The following is a 16,104-nucleotide window of genomic DNA, read 5'->3' on the forward strand; positions in this document are numbered from 1 at the left end:
GCGAGATGGTACCGCAGGCCACCTGGCCCTTCCCTGGAAAAGGGCACTTCAGTCCACCTTGTGGCGCCTTTTGGGGAGCGGGTGGCTTGCTATGCTGAACCACCTTTTTTGACTGGTTGGTAGTTTCATGTCGGAATGGCCCTATCCCTGCTGGATCGCGCACCGTGGCGCGGGCACCCTGGCGCCGGAAAACACCCTGGCGGCCTTCCGCATGGGCGCGGACCACGGTTTTGCGATGTTCGAGTGCGACGTCAAGCTCAGCGCGGACGGTGAGCCCTTTCTGCTGCACGATGCCGAGCTGGACCGCACCACCAACGGCCAGGGCGTGGCCGGGCTGCTCAGCTGGGACGCCCTGTCGCGGCTGGACGCCGGCAGCTGGCATGGCCGCGTGCACGCCGGTGAGCCGCTCCTGCGGCTGGAGGCGCTGTCGCGCTGGCTTCAGGCCTTGGGTTTGCTGGCCAATCTCGAGATCAAGCCCACGCCGGGCGAAGAGTCGCGCACGGGGCGCGTGGTCGCGCAGCATGTGGCCCGTCTGTGGGGCGGCGCGGCCGTCAAGCCGCTGTTGAGTTCATTCAGTGTGGACGCGTTGGCCGCAGCGGCCGCCGCTCAGCCCGAGTTGCCCCGGGCCTTGCTGCTGGACCGTTGGCTCGTGGACGGCATTGACCTGGCGCGCCAACTTGGCTGCGTGGCCATGGTGGTGCACCACGCCTTTCTCGATGCCAAGCGCATCGACGCCATGCACGAAGCCGGTTTCCGGGTGCTGACCTATACGGTCAACGAGTCCAATCGGGCCGACACGCTGTGGGAGGCCGGTCTGGACGGCCTGATCACCGACCGGGTGGATCTGTTCGAGCCGCAAGCGCGCCTGGGTGTGCACCCGGGGCGCTTCCTGCAGATTTCGTCGCTGGCCGACGCGGTCTGAGCAGTCGGTGGCCCTGGGCCCGCCGGGTGATCACCTCGGCCTGTGCCCTCAGGCCAGCGCGCTCAGCAGCTTGCCGTGGATGCCGCCAAACCCGCCATTGCTCATGCACAGGATGTGGTCGCCTGGCCGGGCCGCCTTGACCACCTTGGCCACCAGCGCGTCGATGGTGTCGGCCACCACGGCACGCTCGCCCATTTCCGCCAATGCCTCATGGGCATCCCAGCCCAGCCCGCCCGAGTGGCAGAAGGCCAGGTCCGCCTCTTCGAGCGACCAGGGCAGTTGGGCCTTCATCGTGCCCAGCTTCATGGTGTTGGAGCGGGGCTCGAACACGGCCAGGATACGGGCGTCGGGCCCGACCTTCTGCCGCAGGCCGTCCATCGTGGTGCGGATGGCCGTCGGGTGGTGGGCAAAGTCGTCGTAGACGGTGATGCCGCGCACCTCGCCTTTGGTTTCCATGCGGCGCTTGACGTTGGCAAAGCGGGCCAGGGCCTCGCAGGCCTGCTGGGGCGCCACCCCCACGTGCTCGGCCGCCGCGATGGCCGCCAGCGCGTTCATCTGGTTGTGCTCGCCCATCAGGGCCCACTCCACGCGCCCCACCAGCACGCCGGCCTTGAGCACGTCAAACGCATGCGGCTCGCCACGGGCGCGGAAGCCCGGGGTGTCGCCGCGCACGCCAAAGCGCGCCACGTCGCTCCAGCAGCCACGGGTCAGCACGCGCTCCAGTGCCTCTTCGCGGGCGTTGACCACCAGGCGGCCCGAGGCCGGCACGGTGCGCACCAGGTGGTGGAACTGCGTCTCGATGGCGGCCAGATCGGCAAAGATGTCGGCGTGGTCAAACTCGAGGTTGTTCAGCACCGCCGTGCGGGGGCGGTAGTGCACGAACTTGCTGCGCTTGTCGAAAAACGCCGTGTCGTACTCGTCGGCCTCGATCACGAACGGGAAACCGCCAACTGGGCGCGCGGCGCCATCGCCTGAAGCCTCGGTGCGGCCCAGCCGGGCCGACACGCCGAAGTTCTCGGGCACGCCACCCACCAGAAAGCCAGGCTCCTGCCCACAGGCTTCCAGAATCCACGTCAGCATCGAGGTGGTGGTGGTCTTGCCATGGGTGCCGGCCACGGCCAGCACATGGCGGCCTTGCAGCACATGCTCGCTCAGCCATTGCGGGCCGCTGGTGTAGGGCAGGCCGGCGTCCAGGATGGCCTCCATCAGCGGGTTGCCGCGGCTGACCACATTGCCGATCACGAACAGATCGGGCTTCAATGCGATCTGGTCGGCACCATAGCCCTCGATCAGGTCGATGCCCAGCGCCCGCAACTGGTCGGACATGGGCGGGTAGACGCCGGCGTCGCAGCCGGTGACCCGGTGGCCGGCTTCGCGGGCCAGGGCCGCCACGCCACCCATGAAGGTGCCGCAGATGCCAAGAATGTGGATGTGCATGGAATCAGAGCTTTCGGAAGGCATTCGCCGCCGCTGCAAGCGTGTCGGCGATGTCCTGTTCGGTGTGGGCGGCACTCACGAAGCCCGCTTCGTACATGGCCGGCGCCAGGTACACGCCCTGGTCCAGCATCAGGTGGAAGAAGCGGTTGAAGGTGTCCGTGCCCTTGGCCATGACCTGCTGGTAGTTCTGCGGCAGCTCATCTGCAAAGAAAAAGCCGAACATGCCGCCTTCGCTGTCGGCCGTCAGTGTGACGCCTGCGCCTGCCGCGGCCTGCACAAAGCCGTTCATGAGTTGCTGGGTGCGCGCGGTCAGTTGCTCGAAGAAGCCAGGGCGCTGGATCAGCCTGAGCGTGGCCAGGCCGCAGGCGGTGGCCACCGGGTTGCCTGACAGGGTGCCAGCCTGGTAGACCGGGCCCAGTGGGGCCAGCCGTGACATCACCTCGCGGCTGGAGGCGAAGGCGGCCAGCGGCATGCCGCCGCCGATGACCTTGCCGAACACGCTCAGGTCAGGCTGGAAGCCGGGGATCAGCTGCGCGTACAGCCCCTGGGCGCTGCCCAGACCCACCCGGAAGCCGCTCATCACCTCGTCGAACACCAGCATGGCGCCGTGCTGCGAGCACAGCTCGCGCACGCGTTTCATGAACGGCACGCTGGCGCGCACGAAATTCATGTTGCCGGCAATCGGCTCGATCATCACGCAGGCGATGTCTGCGCCCTGAGAGGCGAAAGCCTGCTCGATCTGCTCGATGTCGTTGTAGGTCAGCACCAGGGTGTGCTGCACCACCTCGGCCGGCACGCCGGCGCTGGTGGGATGGCCGAAAGTGGCCAGGCCCGAGCCAGCCTTGACCAGCAGGGCATCGGCATGGCCGTGGTAGCAGCCCTCGAACTTGATGATCTTGTTGCGGCCCGTGGCGCCACGCGCCAGACGGATGGCACTCATGCCGGCTTCGGTGCCCGAGCTGACCAGACGCACTTGCTCGGCGCTGGGCACCAGCTTCAGGATCTCTTCGGCCAGTTCGATTTCGCGCTCGGTGGGCGCGCCGAACGAAAAGCCGTCCAGCGCAGCCTTCTGGACGGCCTCGACCACCTCGGGGTGGCCGTGACCCAGAATCATCGGGCCCCAGGAGCCGATGTAGTCGATGTAGCGCCGACCCTCGGCGTCCCAGATGTACGGGCCTTGGGCGCGCTGGATGAAGCGGGGCGTGCCGCCGACCGCCTTGAAGGCGCGTACAGGCGAGTTCACGCCACCCGGGATGACGCGCTGGGCGCGTTCGAACAGCTGGGCGTTAGTGGACATTGCGGGTGGGGGTAGGGGGATGGTTCCCATCACTCGGGTCGCCGCCGAGGTCGGCGGCCAGTTCAGCTGCGCCGCCGTCTTCCGGTGCTTCGCCTGGCGGGAGGGCCCAGAAGAAGCGGTCCGGAACGACGCCGCCCATGCCCGGGCGAAAGCCTGCATCCAGCGATTGATCCAGGAAGCTCAATGCCTCGGATACGGCGGCATCCAGCGGGGTGCCGCTGGACAGCACGGCCGCCAGCGCAGCCGACAAGGTGTCGCCCGCGCCCACGAAGCTGGCTTCGAAGCGCTCGAAACGCTCACCCGCAATGGCACCCTCGGGCGAAGCCAGCACGTTGTCGATGAACTGGTCGGGCAAACGCACACCGGTCACGAAGACATAGCTGGCGCCATGCTCGGCGGCTGCCACGGCCAGCTCGCGGGCAGAGGGCTGCCGTTCGGCATCCCAGTCGGGGAGCAGAAAGTCGGTCAGCGTCTTGTGGTTGCCGGACAACACGAAGGTGCCCGGGAGGATGAGTTCGCGAAACGCGTCCAGGTAGGCCATCTGTTCGTCATCGCCCATCCACGAGAGGTTGGGCAGATGCGCCACAACCGGCACATCGGGGTAGTCGGACACCACTTCGGCCACCGCGCTGACCACGTCGGCGCTGCCGAGAAAACCCAGCTTCCAGGTGCTGGGTGTCACGTCTTCCAGCACCGATCGGGCCTGTTCGACCACGAGGTCGGCGTCCAGCGCCTGCGAATCGAAGACTTCCGCTGTGTCGCGGACGATGACGCCCGTACACACGGGCAGCGCGTGGGCGCCCATGGCCGCCACGGTGGCAATGTCGGCCCCGAGCCCGGAGGCACCCGTGGGGTCGCTGGCGTTAAAGCACAGCACGCAGGCCGGGGCCCCGCCGTCGGCGTCGGCTGTGGCGGGGGTGTCATCCGGGGCGTCGGAGGGGCTGGTCATGCGGGGATGGGGTGAACGTGTGAGAAAGCTGTCTACCTTGCCCACAAACCCTTGCATTTGCAAGGGTGTGGGCTGGCTACAATGGATTCATTGTATTCAAGCCGATTCGAAGCAACGTGAGCGAACTGAGGACCTGGATGTGCCTGATCTGCGGGTGGATTTACGACGAAGCCGCAGGGATGCCTGAGGAGGGCATTGCGCCGGGAACCCGGTGGGAGGATGTCCCGGTGAACTGGGTGTGTCCGGAATGCGGCGCACGCAAAGAAGATTTCGAGATGGTTCCGGTGTGATGTGCACAACGCAGGCAGCATGCGCTGGCCTGCGTTTGTCCGTCATGGGCCGCACCAAGACTGTGCACAAGGAGGACCGCATCCGTGTCAGATGCCGATCACGCTGAAGCCAGACCTGTCACCAAGGTGCTGGTGATTGATGACAGCAACACCATCCGGCGCAGCGCCGAGATATTCCTGAAGCAGGGTGGCTACGAGGTGGTCCTGGCGGAAGACGGGTTTGATGCCCTGTCCAAGGTCAACGATCACGAGCCGAACATCATCTTCTGTGACATCCTGATGCCTCGGCTCGACGGATACCAGACCTGCGCCATCATCAAGCGCAACCCGCGGTTCGCGCGTACACCGGTCATCATGCTGTCTTCGAAAGATGGCCTGTTCGACAAGGCGCGTGGCCGCATGGTGGGATCGCAGGATTACCTCACCAAGCCCTTCACCAAAGACCAGCTGCTACAGGCGGTGGCCCAGCACGCCGCCTGAGCTTTCACCGCAAGCCAGACGGTGCGTGAGACCCGAGACAGGGCGCACGCGCCAACCTTTGTGAGCCAGTCATGCCGATCCAGAAGATTCTGCTCGTCGACGATTCCAAGACCGAACTGCACGTGCTGTCCGAACTGCTGAGCAAGAAGGGCTACCAGGTCCGCACCGCAGAAAACGGCGAGGAGGCCTTGCGCCGCCTGCAGGAAGAGGTGCCCGATCTGATCCTGATGGATGTCGTCATGCCCGGGCAGAACGGCTTTCAGCTGACCCGAACCATCACCCGCGACCCCCAGTTCGCCAATGTGCCGGTGATCATCTGCACCAGCAAGAACCAGGAAACCGACCGTGTCTGGGGCATGCGTCAGGGCGCGCGCGACTACGTGGTCAAGCCCGTCAATCCTGACGAGTTGCTGGCCAAGATCAAGGCCTTCGGCTGACGCGCCCATGGCAAACAAGGAAGCCCTCAAGGCCCTTCAGGAACGGCTTGCGCAACGGCTGCAGGATGCCCGTCAGCAGGCGCCCGCGCGCAGTTGGCTGGCCGTCGACATCGCCGGCCAAGGCTTCCTGCTGCCGCTGGATCAGGCAGGCGAGATCTTCTCCCCCAGTGCGCTGCACGCCGTGCCGCACAGCCGCCCCTGGTTCCTGGGTGTGGCGAACTTGCGGGGGCAACTTCATGGCGTGGTCGATCTGGCCAGCTTCCTGGGCATGCCCCGCCTGCAGCCGGCGTTGCCGGCTGTGCCCGAAGGGCGCGACCCGAGCCGTCTCGTGGCGTTCAACGCAGCGCTTCAGGTCAACGCCGCGTTGTGGGTCGACCGGTTGCTGGGCCTGCGCAACGCCGCTGCGTTGCAGCTTGCGCCGCAGGGCGGGGCAGGCGAGAAGCCGGGCTTCATGGGGCAGACCATGCGCGACGATCAGGGGCGCACCTGGTATGAACTCAATCTGGCCGCGCTGTCGGCCGACGACGCTTTTCTGAGAATCGACGCCTGACCGGCCCAGAGGGCCCGCAGGGTGGCAACAAACGTTTGGAGTGTGGACACATGAGCATCCTGAGCCGCATCAAGGATCTGGGCAAGAAGCAGGACGAGGAAGAGGTTCAGCCCGACGCCTTGAGCACCGAAGGCATGGTGACGGCCAATGGCGCCCAGGCGGTGGACACGCAGTCTGCCGGGTCCACGATCTCTCCACCCTCCACGACGGCGTCGACCGACTCCATCATTTCGGAAGCTGCGCCATCCGAGTTTCCGCCGGATTACCTGGATGCCCGCAACACGGAGTTGGCGCCGGACGCCGCGTTGTCCGAGCCGCGCACGGGCCTGCCGCTGATCGGCCATCTGCGTCTGGACCGGCAGCAGCGCGCGCTGGCGGGTGCCTTGGCTGTCGGTGTGGTCGGGCTCGTCATCAGTGCGGTGCTGTCGGTCAACTCCGCCGACCGTCGTGCAGCCCAGGCCGGTGCGACCGGTCAGGCGCTCATGCAGTCGCAGCGTCTGGCCAAGTCGGTGTCACAGGCGCTGGTGGGCCGCGATCAGGCTTTCCAGGAGGTGTCCGAGAGCGCCCAGGTGTTGGCCACCAACGTGCGTGGCCTGGCTGAAGGCAACCCCGAAGCCGGGATTGCGCGGCTGGGCGGCGATGCGGCCGAGGCGTTGACGCCGCTGCTGCCGCTGGTGACCCGTGCCGAACAGAATGCCAAGTTCGTGCTGGATCAGAAGCAGACGCTGACCAAAGTGAGCGCCGCGCTGCGCGAGGTCAATGGCCAATCGTCCGAGTTGCTGGATCTGGCGGAAGGCATCGCCACAACCCGCATCGAGGGGGGCACGCTGACGGCCGCCGAGGCGGCTGCACTCAACCAGCTTGTGATGCTGACCCAGCGCATTGGCAAATCGGCCAACGAGTTTCTGACGGTGGAGGGCGTGTCCACTGAGGCCGTGTTCCTGCTGGGCAAGGACTTGAACGCGTTCAAGGAACTGGCCGAGGGCCTGCTCAACGGCAACGCAGATCTCGGCCTCACCGCAGCGCGCAATCCGGACATCAAAGCGCAGTTGCAAGACCTGCTCAAGATTTTCGAAGACACGCGCGCGCAGGCGTCTTTCATTCTGGGCTCGCTGCAGGGGCTGGTGGCCGCTCGCGACGCGCAGGTGGCCGTGATCGACGACAGCGAACCTCTGCGCAAGGGCCTCGAAGCCGTGCAGACGCGGCTGGCAGAGGGGGCCGGCATCGGTGGCATCAACGTTGCGCTGATCTTGCTGTCGCTGCTGGTCACGGGTTGTGCGGCCTACGGCCTGCTGCGCGTCTTCCTGACCGACCAGCGTCACCGCGCCCAGGTTGCAGAGTTCCAGCGCCAGGAGGCCGAACGCCAGGAGCGCGAAGCCAAGCGGGTGAACGATGCCAACCAGGCGGCCATTCTGCGTTTGATGAATGAGCTGCAACAGGTGGCCGAAGGTGACCTGACGCAACAGGCCACTGTGACCGAGGACATCACCGGCGCCATCGCCGACTCGGTGAACTTCACCGTGGAGGAACTGCGCACACTGGTGTCGCAGGTGCAGAGCACCGTGCAGCGCGTGACCGACACCACCGGCCAGGTGGAAGCCACGTCGACCGAGCTGCTGGCCGCCTCCGACGAGCAACTGCGCGAGATTCGCGAAACGGGCGAATCGGTGCTGCGCATGGCCGGCCGAATCAACGACGTGTCCGGACAGGCCCAGCAGTCTGCCGAAGTGGCCCGCCAGTCGCTGAGTGCGGCCGAATCCGGCTTGCTGGCCGTGCAGAACGCCATCGGTGGCATGAACACCATCCGCGAGCAGATTCAGGAAACCTCCAAGCGCATCAAGCGGCTGGGCGAGTCGTCTCAGGAGATCGGCGAAATCACCGAGCTGATCTCCGACATTACCGAACAGACCAACGTGCTGGCGCTGAACGCCGCCATCCAGGCGGCGTCTGCAGGTGAAGCCGGTCGGGGCTTCTCGGTGGTGGCCGAAGAAGTGCAGCGCCTCGCTGAACGCTCGGCTGATGCGACCCGCGAAATTGCTGCACTGGTGCGCACCATTCAGACCGACACGCAAGACGCTGTGGCCGCCATGGAGCGCTCCACGCAAGGTGTGGTCGAAGGGGCCCGCCTGTCTGACGCCGCCGGCACCGCACTGAACGACATCGACCGCGTGTCGCGTCGTCTGGCCGAGCTGATTGAAGAGATTTCCGATCAGGCACTGAAAGAGGCAGAAAGCGCCAATGTGGTGGTGGCCAACATCCAGCACATCTTTGCCGTGACCGAGCAGACCGGTGAGGGCACGCGCTCCACCACCCAGCTGGTGCGAGAGCTGTCCCGGATCGCCCAGGAACTCCAACAGTCGGTGGCCCGATTCAAGATTGCCTGATCCATGGACAGCCTGCACCACGACCAAGCCGCCCCGGCGGCCGACGACCTCAGCGCCCTGGCCTGGGTGCACGAGGAGTTGCGCCGCTCGCTGGATGCGACCAACAAAGCCTTGCAGCGCTGCCTGAAGGACCTGGCTGCGGCGCAGGCCTCCGACATCGACGCGCTGGATCCCTCCGTGCTGCGCACCGCACGTCAACAGCTGCACCAGGGTGTCGGTGCGCTCGAACTCGCGGGCCTGCCGGCCGGCGCGACGTTGCTGCGCGCCAGCGAGAACCTCGTGCAGAAGTGGGTTGCGCGCCCCCAGGCCATGGACGCCGACGGGGTGCAGGACGTCGAGCGTGCCTCGTTTGCGCTGCTGGACTACATTGCCCGCCGGCTGGCTGGCAAGCCGGTGACGGCAGTGGCGCTGTTCCCTCAGTACGAGGCCCTGATGGCGCGACTGGGCCAGGGGCTGCCACGCCCGTCCGACCTGTGGAGCCAGGACTGGCCCAGTCTGGCGCTGGAGTCGGTGCTGGCCCCGCCGGAGGCTGTGGCACCACGCGCCGCCGACGCGGTCACCATCGACGACTTCGAGCGTGGCCTGCTGAGCCTGCTCAAGCGCAACCAGCCTGAGGACGCGCGGGCGCTGGCCGAGTTGTGTGGCGCACTGGCCAAGGATGCCGATCAGCGGCGCGCTCACCGCGAATGCGCCACCTGGATGCTGGCCGCTGGCTTCCTTGAAGGGCTGGCGGGCCGCCACGTGCCGTTGGGGGTGCACGCCAAGCGCGTGCTGTCGTCGCTGCTCAGCCAGCTCCGGCAACTGGCCAAGGGACAGGGCACGCCGTCCGACCGGCTGGCCAATGAGTTGCTGTTCTTCTGTGCTCAGGCGGCCTCGGCGCCCGATGAGGCCGCCGACTCCATTCTGGCGCGTGTACGTCAGACCTTTGGACTGTCCCGTCATCGCCCGGTTGACCTTGACCAGCCCGCGCTGGGGCGCCACGACCCGAGCTGGATCCAGCAGGCGGTCAAGCGTGTCGCGGGGGCGAAGGAGGGCTGGTCTGCCGTGTGTGCAGGTGAGCTCTTGCGTATTGGCGGGCTCAACGAGCAGTTCAGCCTGGTGGGCGACTCGCTGCGTCGGCTTTACCCCGAAGGGGACGTCCTGGCCGACAGCCTGAGCCAGGCCATCCAGCAGACGGTGGCCGCGGCTCAGGCGCCCGATCCGGGCCTGGCCATGGAGGTCGCCACGGCCATCCTGTATCTCGAAGCCAGCCTCGAAGACGGCGAGTTCGACCATCCCGAGCAACAGGTGCGGGTCCAACGGCTGGCGCAGCGCATTGCGCAGGCCCGTGACGGGGGCGAGGGCGCGCCGCTCGAAGGCTGGATGGAGGACCTCTATCGGCGGGTCTCTGATCGCCAGACCATGGGCAGTGTGGTCGCCGAGTTGCGCACGACGCTGACCGAGTGCGAGAAGCAGATCGACCAGTTCTTCCGCGACCCGACCGAGCGGGCTCCCCTGGTGCCTGTGCCGGCGATGCTGCAGAGCATGAAGGGCGTGCTGGCCGTACTGGGCCTCGATACAGCCGTGCAGGCCTCGATGCGCATGCGCGACGATGTGGACCGCCTGCTGCGCGAAGACCTGGATGTCACGCAGGCCGGCGAGGACGGGGTGTTTGACCGCCTGGCCAACAACCTGGGCGCGCTGGGCTTTCTCGTGGACATGATGGGGGTCCAGCCCACGCTGACCCGCGCTCTGTTCACCTTCGACGAGGCGACCGGGGTGTTATCGCCGCTGATGGGGCGAGAAAAAAAAACACGTGACCTGACACCGGACGACCCGGTCGAGGCCGCCGTGCAACATGTGCACACGGTGCAACTCACCGAGGCCAAGGCCGTGGCCGAGGAGGTCGCACAGGTGCTGGAGGCCGAGGCGCCGGTCGCATTGATCGACGAGCAGGTGCAGCGCCTGGCCGACACGCCGCTGGTGCAAGAACAGCCCGAGCTCGCCGAGACGCTGGCGCAGGCACAGGCCGCTCTGACCATCGCAGACGATGAGGGCAGCGTGGCGGCAGCCAGGGAGCAGATTGAACTGGTCATCGCTGAGCTGACGGCAGAGCCCGAACCCGAGCCTGAGCCCGAGCCGACCCTGCCATTGCCGCCGCTGGTGCCTGAGGCCCCCGCGCAGCCGCAGGCAACAGGGCTGGAAGAGGACGATGAGATGCGGGCCATCTTCCTGGAGGAGGCGGCCGAGGTGGTTCAGGATGCGCGCCTGGCCCTCGACACCTTGGCCGGGACGCCCGACGACCCCACGGCGATGACGGCTGTTCGGCGCGCTTTCCACACGCTCAAGGGCAGTTCGCGCATGGTGGGCCTGAAGGACTATGGCGAGGCAGCTTGGGCGTGCGAACAGCTCTACAACACCTGGCTGGCCTCGCAGCATCCCGCTTCTTCGGATCTGATGGGGCTGACGGGCGAGCTACTGGATGCTTTCGGAGAGTGGACCGCAGACATTGGTGCCGGCCTGGACGGCGCCTGGCGTGGCCCGCGCATCTCGGCTGCTGCCGACGCCATGCGCGAGCACGGTCAACGACAGACGGTCCTGAACGACGCGGGCAGTTCTAGCTTGCTGACGCAAGCGGTCGATAACTTGCGTGACGATGCCACGCCAGCCGAATCGGCCCCCGCGGTCACCATCCTGCTGAGCGATTCCAGCGCCGATGGTGGCGGGGAGGGACCGTCCCAGGGAAAGTCCCCGGAGGGCACGGATGGCGAATCTGACATCGGTGCCCTGACGCTCAACCTCAATGATCTGGACGCAGGTCCTTCGACCGTGGTCGATGAGGTCGAGACGCTGTCCCCGGAGTTGCCGGTGACAGAGCCCCAGCCGTTGCTGGACAGCATGCCCGCCGACGAACTGATCGTGCTGGATCTGGAGGCCGATGCCACGCCTGCGCCTGATGAACTGGCTGGCGGGCCGGTGGACGCGTCCGGCGTGCCGGACGACGAGCAGGTCAAGGTCATTGGACCGCTGCGCATCAGCATCCCTCTGTTCAACATCTACCTGAACGAGGCAGACGAGCAGTCCCGCCGCCTTACCACCGAACTGAGCGAATGGGCTCTTGCACCCACGCGCCCGGTGTCGGACGAAGCCGTCGCCCTGGCCCATTCGCTGGCGGGCAATTCGGCAACTGTGGGTTACGCCGACCTGTCTCAGTTGGCCCGGCTGCTGGAGCATGCGCTGTCGCGCAGCCAGACCGTGGCAGGCGGCCTGCCGGAGTGCGCCGGCCTGTTCAACGAAGCGGCCGAAGAGATTCGGCGCCTGCTGCACCAGTTCGCAGCGGGCTTCCTGAAAGAAGCGCCGCCTGAACTCATCGAGCGCCTGACCCAGGCGGACCTGCTTGCCTCGCAGCGCCTGGAGGTGCAGGCGCTGGGAGGGGGGGCGGAGGAAGACGCGGACAGCGCTGACAGCGAGGGAGAGCGACCGCATTTGCGGCTTGTCCACGACGCGGACGCCATGGCAGCGGAGCCGGACTCGCAGGGCGATGCCGTGCCGCAAGCCCCGCCTGAGCCTGAGCCTGAGCCTGAGCCTGAGCCTGAGCCTGAGCCTGAGCCTGAGCCTGAGCCTGAGCCTGAGCCTGAGCCCGTATCCGGGTCCGAAGCCGAACACGAGCCGCTCGCACAGCCCGAGCCGCAAGACAGCGCGCTGCAGCCCCTGCCGCCCACGCCCTTGGCCGCCACGCTGGCTCATCCCGTCTGGGAAGACGACAGCGACATCGATGCGATCGACGCGGTCGACCTTGATCTCTTTCCCATCTTCGAGGAAGAGGCGCAGGAGTTATTGCCCCAGCTGGCCGTCCAGGCGCGCCAGTGGCTGGAGATGCCCTCTCACCCTGCTGCGGCCACGGCGTGTCTGCGCACACTGCACACATTCAAGGGTGGTGCGCGTCTGGCGGGCGCCATGCGCCTGGGCGAAATGGCACACCGCATGGAGTCGGCGGTCGAGCGGTTGCTGGCGTTGCCCACCCTGACCGAGGACGACCTGGCGCCGCTCGAATCCCGCGTGGACCAGTTGATCGACGTGTTCGAGGCACTGCGGCGTGCGCAGGCCGAGGCGCCAGCGGCGGTGTCGGTGCCATCGGTGGTCGACGAGGTGATGCCCCCTTCCGAGGCGACTCCCACGGACCCAACGGGCGACGAGTCTTCTGACCCACATGGGGCGTTTGTCGCCCCGGTGCCTCTGCCCGGTGCGGGCGATGCTGGCGGGGCGGGTGAGCCGGACCGTGCGCCCGATGGCGGCGAGGTGCCATGGGCACGTTTTGCGGCTGTGCATGGCGCATTGCAGCCTGTGGCAGACCTGATCGCCAAGACGCGCGAGCAGGCGGTCGCTCAGGCGGCCGTGCGGGTGCGCCCCCAGTTGCTGGACCGCCTGGTGAACCATGCAGGCGAGGTCGCCATCACCCGGACCCGCCTGCAGTCGCAGGTGGAGCAGATCCGAGGGTCGTTGACCGACCTGACCGATAACCTCGATCGCCTACGGCACCACCTCCGCGACATCGAGCTGCAGGCCGAGACCGAGATGAGTACCCGGATCGAGGCGGCCCGCATGGCGCGGCAGGATTTCGACCCGCTGGAGTTTGACCGTTACACGCGTTTCCAGGAACTCACGCGCATGATGGCCGAGTCGGTCAACGACGTGGCCACGGTGCAGCGCACGCTGCAGCGCAATCTCGAGACGGCGGAAGACCAGCTGGCGGCTCAGGCGCGCTTGACGCGCGATCTGCAGGATGACCTGTTGCGCACGCGCATGGTGGAGTTTGAAGGCCTGTCTGACCGCTTGTATCGCGTGGTGCGGCAAGCCGCCAAGGAGACGGGCAAACAGGTCCGGCTTGACATCGTGGGCGGTAGCACGGAGGTGGATCGCGGCGTGCTCGAGCGGATGACCGGTGCGTTCGAGCACCTGCTTCGCAACTGCGTGACCCATGGCATCGAAGCGCCGCAGGAGCGCCAGCAGGCGGGCAAGGAGGCCGCCGGGCAGATCACCGTCAGCCTGCGCCAGGAAGGCAACGAAGTCAGCATTGAGGTGCAGGACGACGGCCGGGGGCTCGATCTGGAGCGCATCCGTCAGCGCGGTGTGCGCCTGGGCCTGGTGGACGCCCAGGCTTTGCCCAGCGAAGCGGAGCTGACCCAGCTGATCTTCACTCCCGGGTTCTCTACGGCCGACCATGTCACTGAGCTGGCGGGGCGGGGCATCGGCATGGATGTCGTTCGCTCCGAGGTCAATGCGATGGGTGGCCGGATCGAAACCGCGACCCAGGCGGGCGCCGGCACCCGCTTCACGCTGATCCTGCCCCTCACCACCGCGGTGACCAAGGTGGTGATGCTGCGCTGTGGCGGCATGAACCTCGCTGTGCCCACCCACCTGATCGACATGGTGCGGCGCGCCCGACCGGCCGAGGTCGAGCAGGCCTACCGCACTGGCCTCTTCCCCTTTGGCGACCAACAAGTGCCTTTCCATTGGGTCGGTGCCCTGCTGTCGCACAGCCCGTTGGGGCAGGAGGCCGGCCGCAGCCTGCCCGTGGTGATTGTGCGTTCGGCCCAACAGCGCATTGCGATGCACGTCGACGAGGTCCTGGGCAACCAGGAAGTGGTCGTCAAGAACCTGGGGCCGCAGCTCTCGCGCATGCCGGGTCTGGCTGGCATGACGCTGCTGGCATCCGGCGCCGTGGCGTTGATCTACAACCCCGTGGCGCTCGCCACGGTGTACGGAGAAAGCTCGCGCCAGGCGACGGCGACCGCGCTGGGCGCCATGGGCGACGTCAGTGGCTGGCTTCAGCCGGGCGCGGCTCTGGCGCGCGCGGCGGTGAGCAAGGCAGACGAAGCGGCTGCGTCGCAGACGCCTGCAGTGCTGGTGGTGGATGACTCGCTCACGGTCCGCAAGGTCACCCAGCGGCTGCTCAGTCGTGAAGGCTACCGCGTGGTGCTGGCCAAGGACGGTCTCGAGGCGCTGGAGTGGCTGGCCAAGGAAACCCCGGCCGTGGTGTTGTCCGACATCGAGATGCCACGCATGGACGGCTTCGATCTTGTGCGCAACATCCGCGCCGATGGGCGCCTCGCGTCGCTGCCGGTGATCATGATCACCTCGCGCATTGCTCAGAAGCACCGTGACTACGCCACACAATTGGGTGTGAACCACTACCTCGGCAAGCCGTACAGTGAGGAAGAGTTGTTGGCGCTGGTGGCGCGGTATGCCGCCGTGGCCCCCGCGACCGTCATGTGATGCACGACCAGTCCCCTCTTGCCGTTCCTGACGGCCGCCCGGAAGCCAGTGACGCCATGGCTCACCTTGCTGCGCTGACCGCGCAGCGAGACCGCGAGTTGCTCGATGTGTCGCTGGCTCAGGGGGTGCTGGAATTGCTCGGGGCATGCAGCGCCGGTGTGTACCGCCTGGTGGGACGGGAAGATGAGCAGCGGCATTGGTATCAGTGCGGGCTGGCGCGCAAGGGGCAGATTGCGGTCAGCGATCCCGCCTGGATTGACCTGCACGATCTGCCGGACGAGGCCGCTTATCCGGTTCGCCAGCAGGCGCTGGCCGCGCGCGCGCTGGCCCAGGTCGAGGTGCATGCCACCCCGCTGGACCCCGGCCCTCACCTGACGGTGTTGCCCCTGCTGGTCGAGTTGGGCCTGCCCGGCGTGTTGGAAGTGCGCACCGAGCAGCCGCTGACGGCGGCTGCATTGCGGCCGATCCAGACTTTGTTGAAGGTGTTCGGTAACTTCCAGAATCTTCTGGAATCGAGCCAGCGCGATGCGCTGACGGGCTTGCTCAACCGGCAGACGTTTGATGCGACCTTCCTGAAGGCCTCCATGCCGGCCAGCAGGATGGGCGCTGGCGGGCCTTCGGATGATCGGCGGACGAACCCCGCGACCGGCTACTGGCTGGGCGTGGTGGACATCGACCATTTCAAGTTGGTGAATGACCGCTTCGGCCACTTGATTGGCGACGAGGTGCTGGTTCTGGTGGCGCGCATCATGCGGCAATCCTTCCGGCACTATGACCGGCTGTACCGCTTCGGTGGCGAGGAATTCGTTGTCTTGCTGCGCGGCGGCATCGAGTCGGATGCGCAGGGGGCGTTCGAGCGCTTCCGTCAGAACGTGGCGTCCTACCCCTTCCCCCAGGTCGGGCAGGTCACGGTCAGCGTGGGCTTCACTGAGGTGCGCCACCAGGACACGCCCAATGTCGCCTTCCAGCGCGCAGACGAGAGCGTCTACGTGGCCAAACACCAGGGGCGCAACCGGGTGCTGGGCTACGAAGGCCTGGTGCGCGACGGCGTGCTGAGATCCGGCGACGCCGTCATCGGCGACGTCGAGCTCTTCTGAACGCGC

At 66.9% G+C, this 16,104-nt stretch carries 11 protein-coding genes; 8 read left to right on the forward strand and 3 right to left on the reverse strand.

Going from position 1 to position 16,104, the window contains the following annotated elements; genetic code table 11:
• The first annotated feature begins 127 nt into the window (after positions 1–127).
• Complete coding sequence (gene ugpQ, locus GTZ97_RS03525) at positions 128–922, forward strand: glycerophosphodiester phosphodiesterase (RefSeq protein ID WP_161649121.1); 795 nt, start codon at positions 128–130, stop codon at positions 920–922.
• 48 nt (positions 923–970) lie between these two features.
• On the opposite strand, the gene mpl is transcribed toward ugpQ, so the two are convergent.
• The 3 genes from mpl to thiD are packed head-to-tail and all read right to left on the reverse strand — an operon-like array spanning position 971 to position 4,605.
• Complete coding sequence (mpl, locus tag GTZ97_RS03530) at positions 971–2,359, reverse strand: UDP-N-acetylmuramate:L-alanyl-gamma-D-glutamyl-meso-diaminopimelate ligase (RefSeq protein WP_161649122.1); 1,389 nt, start codon at positions 2,357–2,359, stop codon at positions 971–973.
• A gap of 4 nt (positions 2,360–2,363) precedes the next feature.
• A complete protein-coding gene (gene hemL / locus GTZ97_RS03535; RefSeq protein WP_161649123.1) occupies positions 2,364–3,656 on the reverse strand; it encodes a glutamate-1-semialdehyde 2,1-aminomutase in 1,293 nt (430 codons plus the stop codon).
• Positions 3,646–4,605 (reverse strand): bifunctional hydroxymethylpyrimidine kinase/phosphomethylpyrimidine kinase, encoded by a 960-nt coding sequence (gene thiD, locus GTZ97_RS03540; protein WP_161649124.1) that lies wholly within the window; start codon positions 4,603–4,605, stop codon positions 3,646–3,648. Before thiD ends, hemL begins: the two co-directional genes overlap by 11 nt.
• Positions 4,606–4,742: 137 nt before the next feature.
• Between thiD and GTZ97_RS03545 the strand changes: the two genes are divergently transcribed.
• From GTZ97_RS03545 to GTZ97_RS03575, 7 genes are all read left to right on the forward strand, one after another.
• Positions 4,743–4,895 (forward strand): rubredoxin, encoded by a 153-nt coding sequence (locus GTZ97_RS03545; protein ID WP_161649192.1) that lies wholly within the window; start codon positions 4,743–4,745, stop codon positions 4,893–4,895.
• An 84-nt stretch (positions 4,896–4,979) separates the two neighbouring features.
• Positions 4,980–5,375, forward strand: coding sequence for a response regulator (locus tag GTZ97_RS03550; protein WP_161649125.1), 396 nt, complete (start codon positions 4,980–4,982; stop codon positions 5,373–5,375).
• A 71-nt stretch (positions 5,376–5,446) separates the two neighbouring features.
• Complete coding sequence (locus GTZ97_RS03555) at positions 5,447–5,812, forward strand: response regulator (protein WP_161649126.1); 366 nt, start codon at positions 5,447–5,449, stop codon at positions 5,810–5,812.
• A gap of 7 nt (positions 5,813–5,819) precedes the next feature.
• The gene (locus GTZ97_RS03560) at positions 5,820–6,362 is read left to right on the forward strand and encodes a chemotaxis protein CheW (protein ID WP_161649127.1); all 543 of its coding nucleotides are present in this window, start codon (positions 5,820–5,822) and stop codon (positions 6,360–6,362) included.
• A 50-nt stretch (positions 6,363–6,412) separates the two neighbouring features.
• Positions 6,413–8,746 (forward strand): methyl-accepting chemotaxis protein, encoded by a 2,334-nt coding sequence (locus tag GTZ97_RS03565; protein WP_161649128.1) that lies wholly within the window; start codon positions 6,413–6,415, stop codon positions 8,744–8,746.
• 3 nt (positions 8,747–8,749) lie between these two features.
• Complete coding sequence (locus tag GTZ97_RS03570; RefSeq protein WP_161649129.1) at positions 8,750–15,001, forward strand: hybrid sensor histidine kinase/response regulator; 6,252 nt, start codon at positions 8,750–8,752, stop codon at positions 14,999–15,001.
• A 56-nt stretch (positions 15,002–15,057) separates the two neighbouring features.
• Entirely contained in the window at positions 15,058–16,098 is a 1,041-nt protein-coding gene (locus tag GTZ97_RS03575) for a GGDEF domain-containing protein (protein ID WP_161649130.1), read from the forward strand.
• Positions 16,099–16,104 lie beyond the last annotated feature (6 nt).

The organism is Aquabacterium fontiphilum (assembly GCF_009909205.1).
Classification (GTDB): Bacteria; Pseudomonadota; Gammaproteobacteria; order Burkholderiales; family Burkholderiaceae_C; genus Aquabacterium; species Aquabacterium fontiphilum.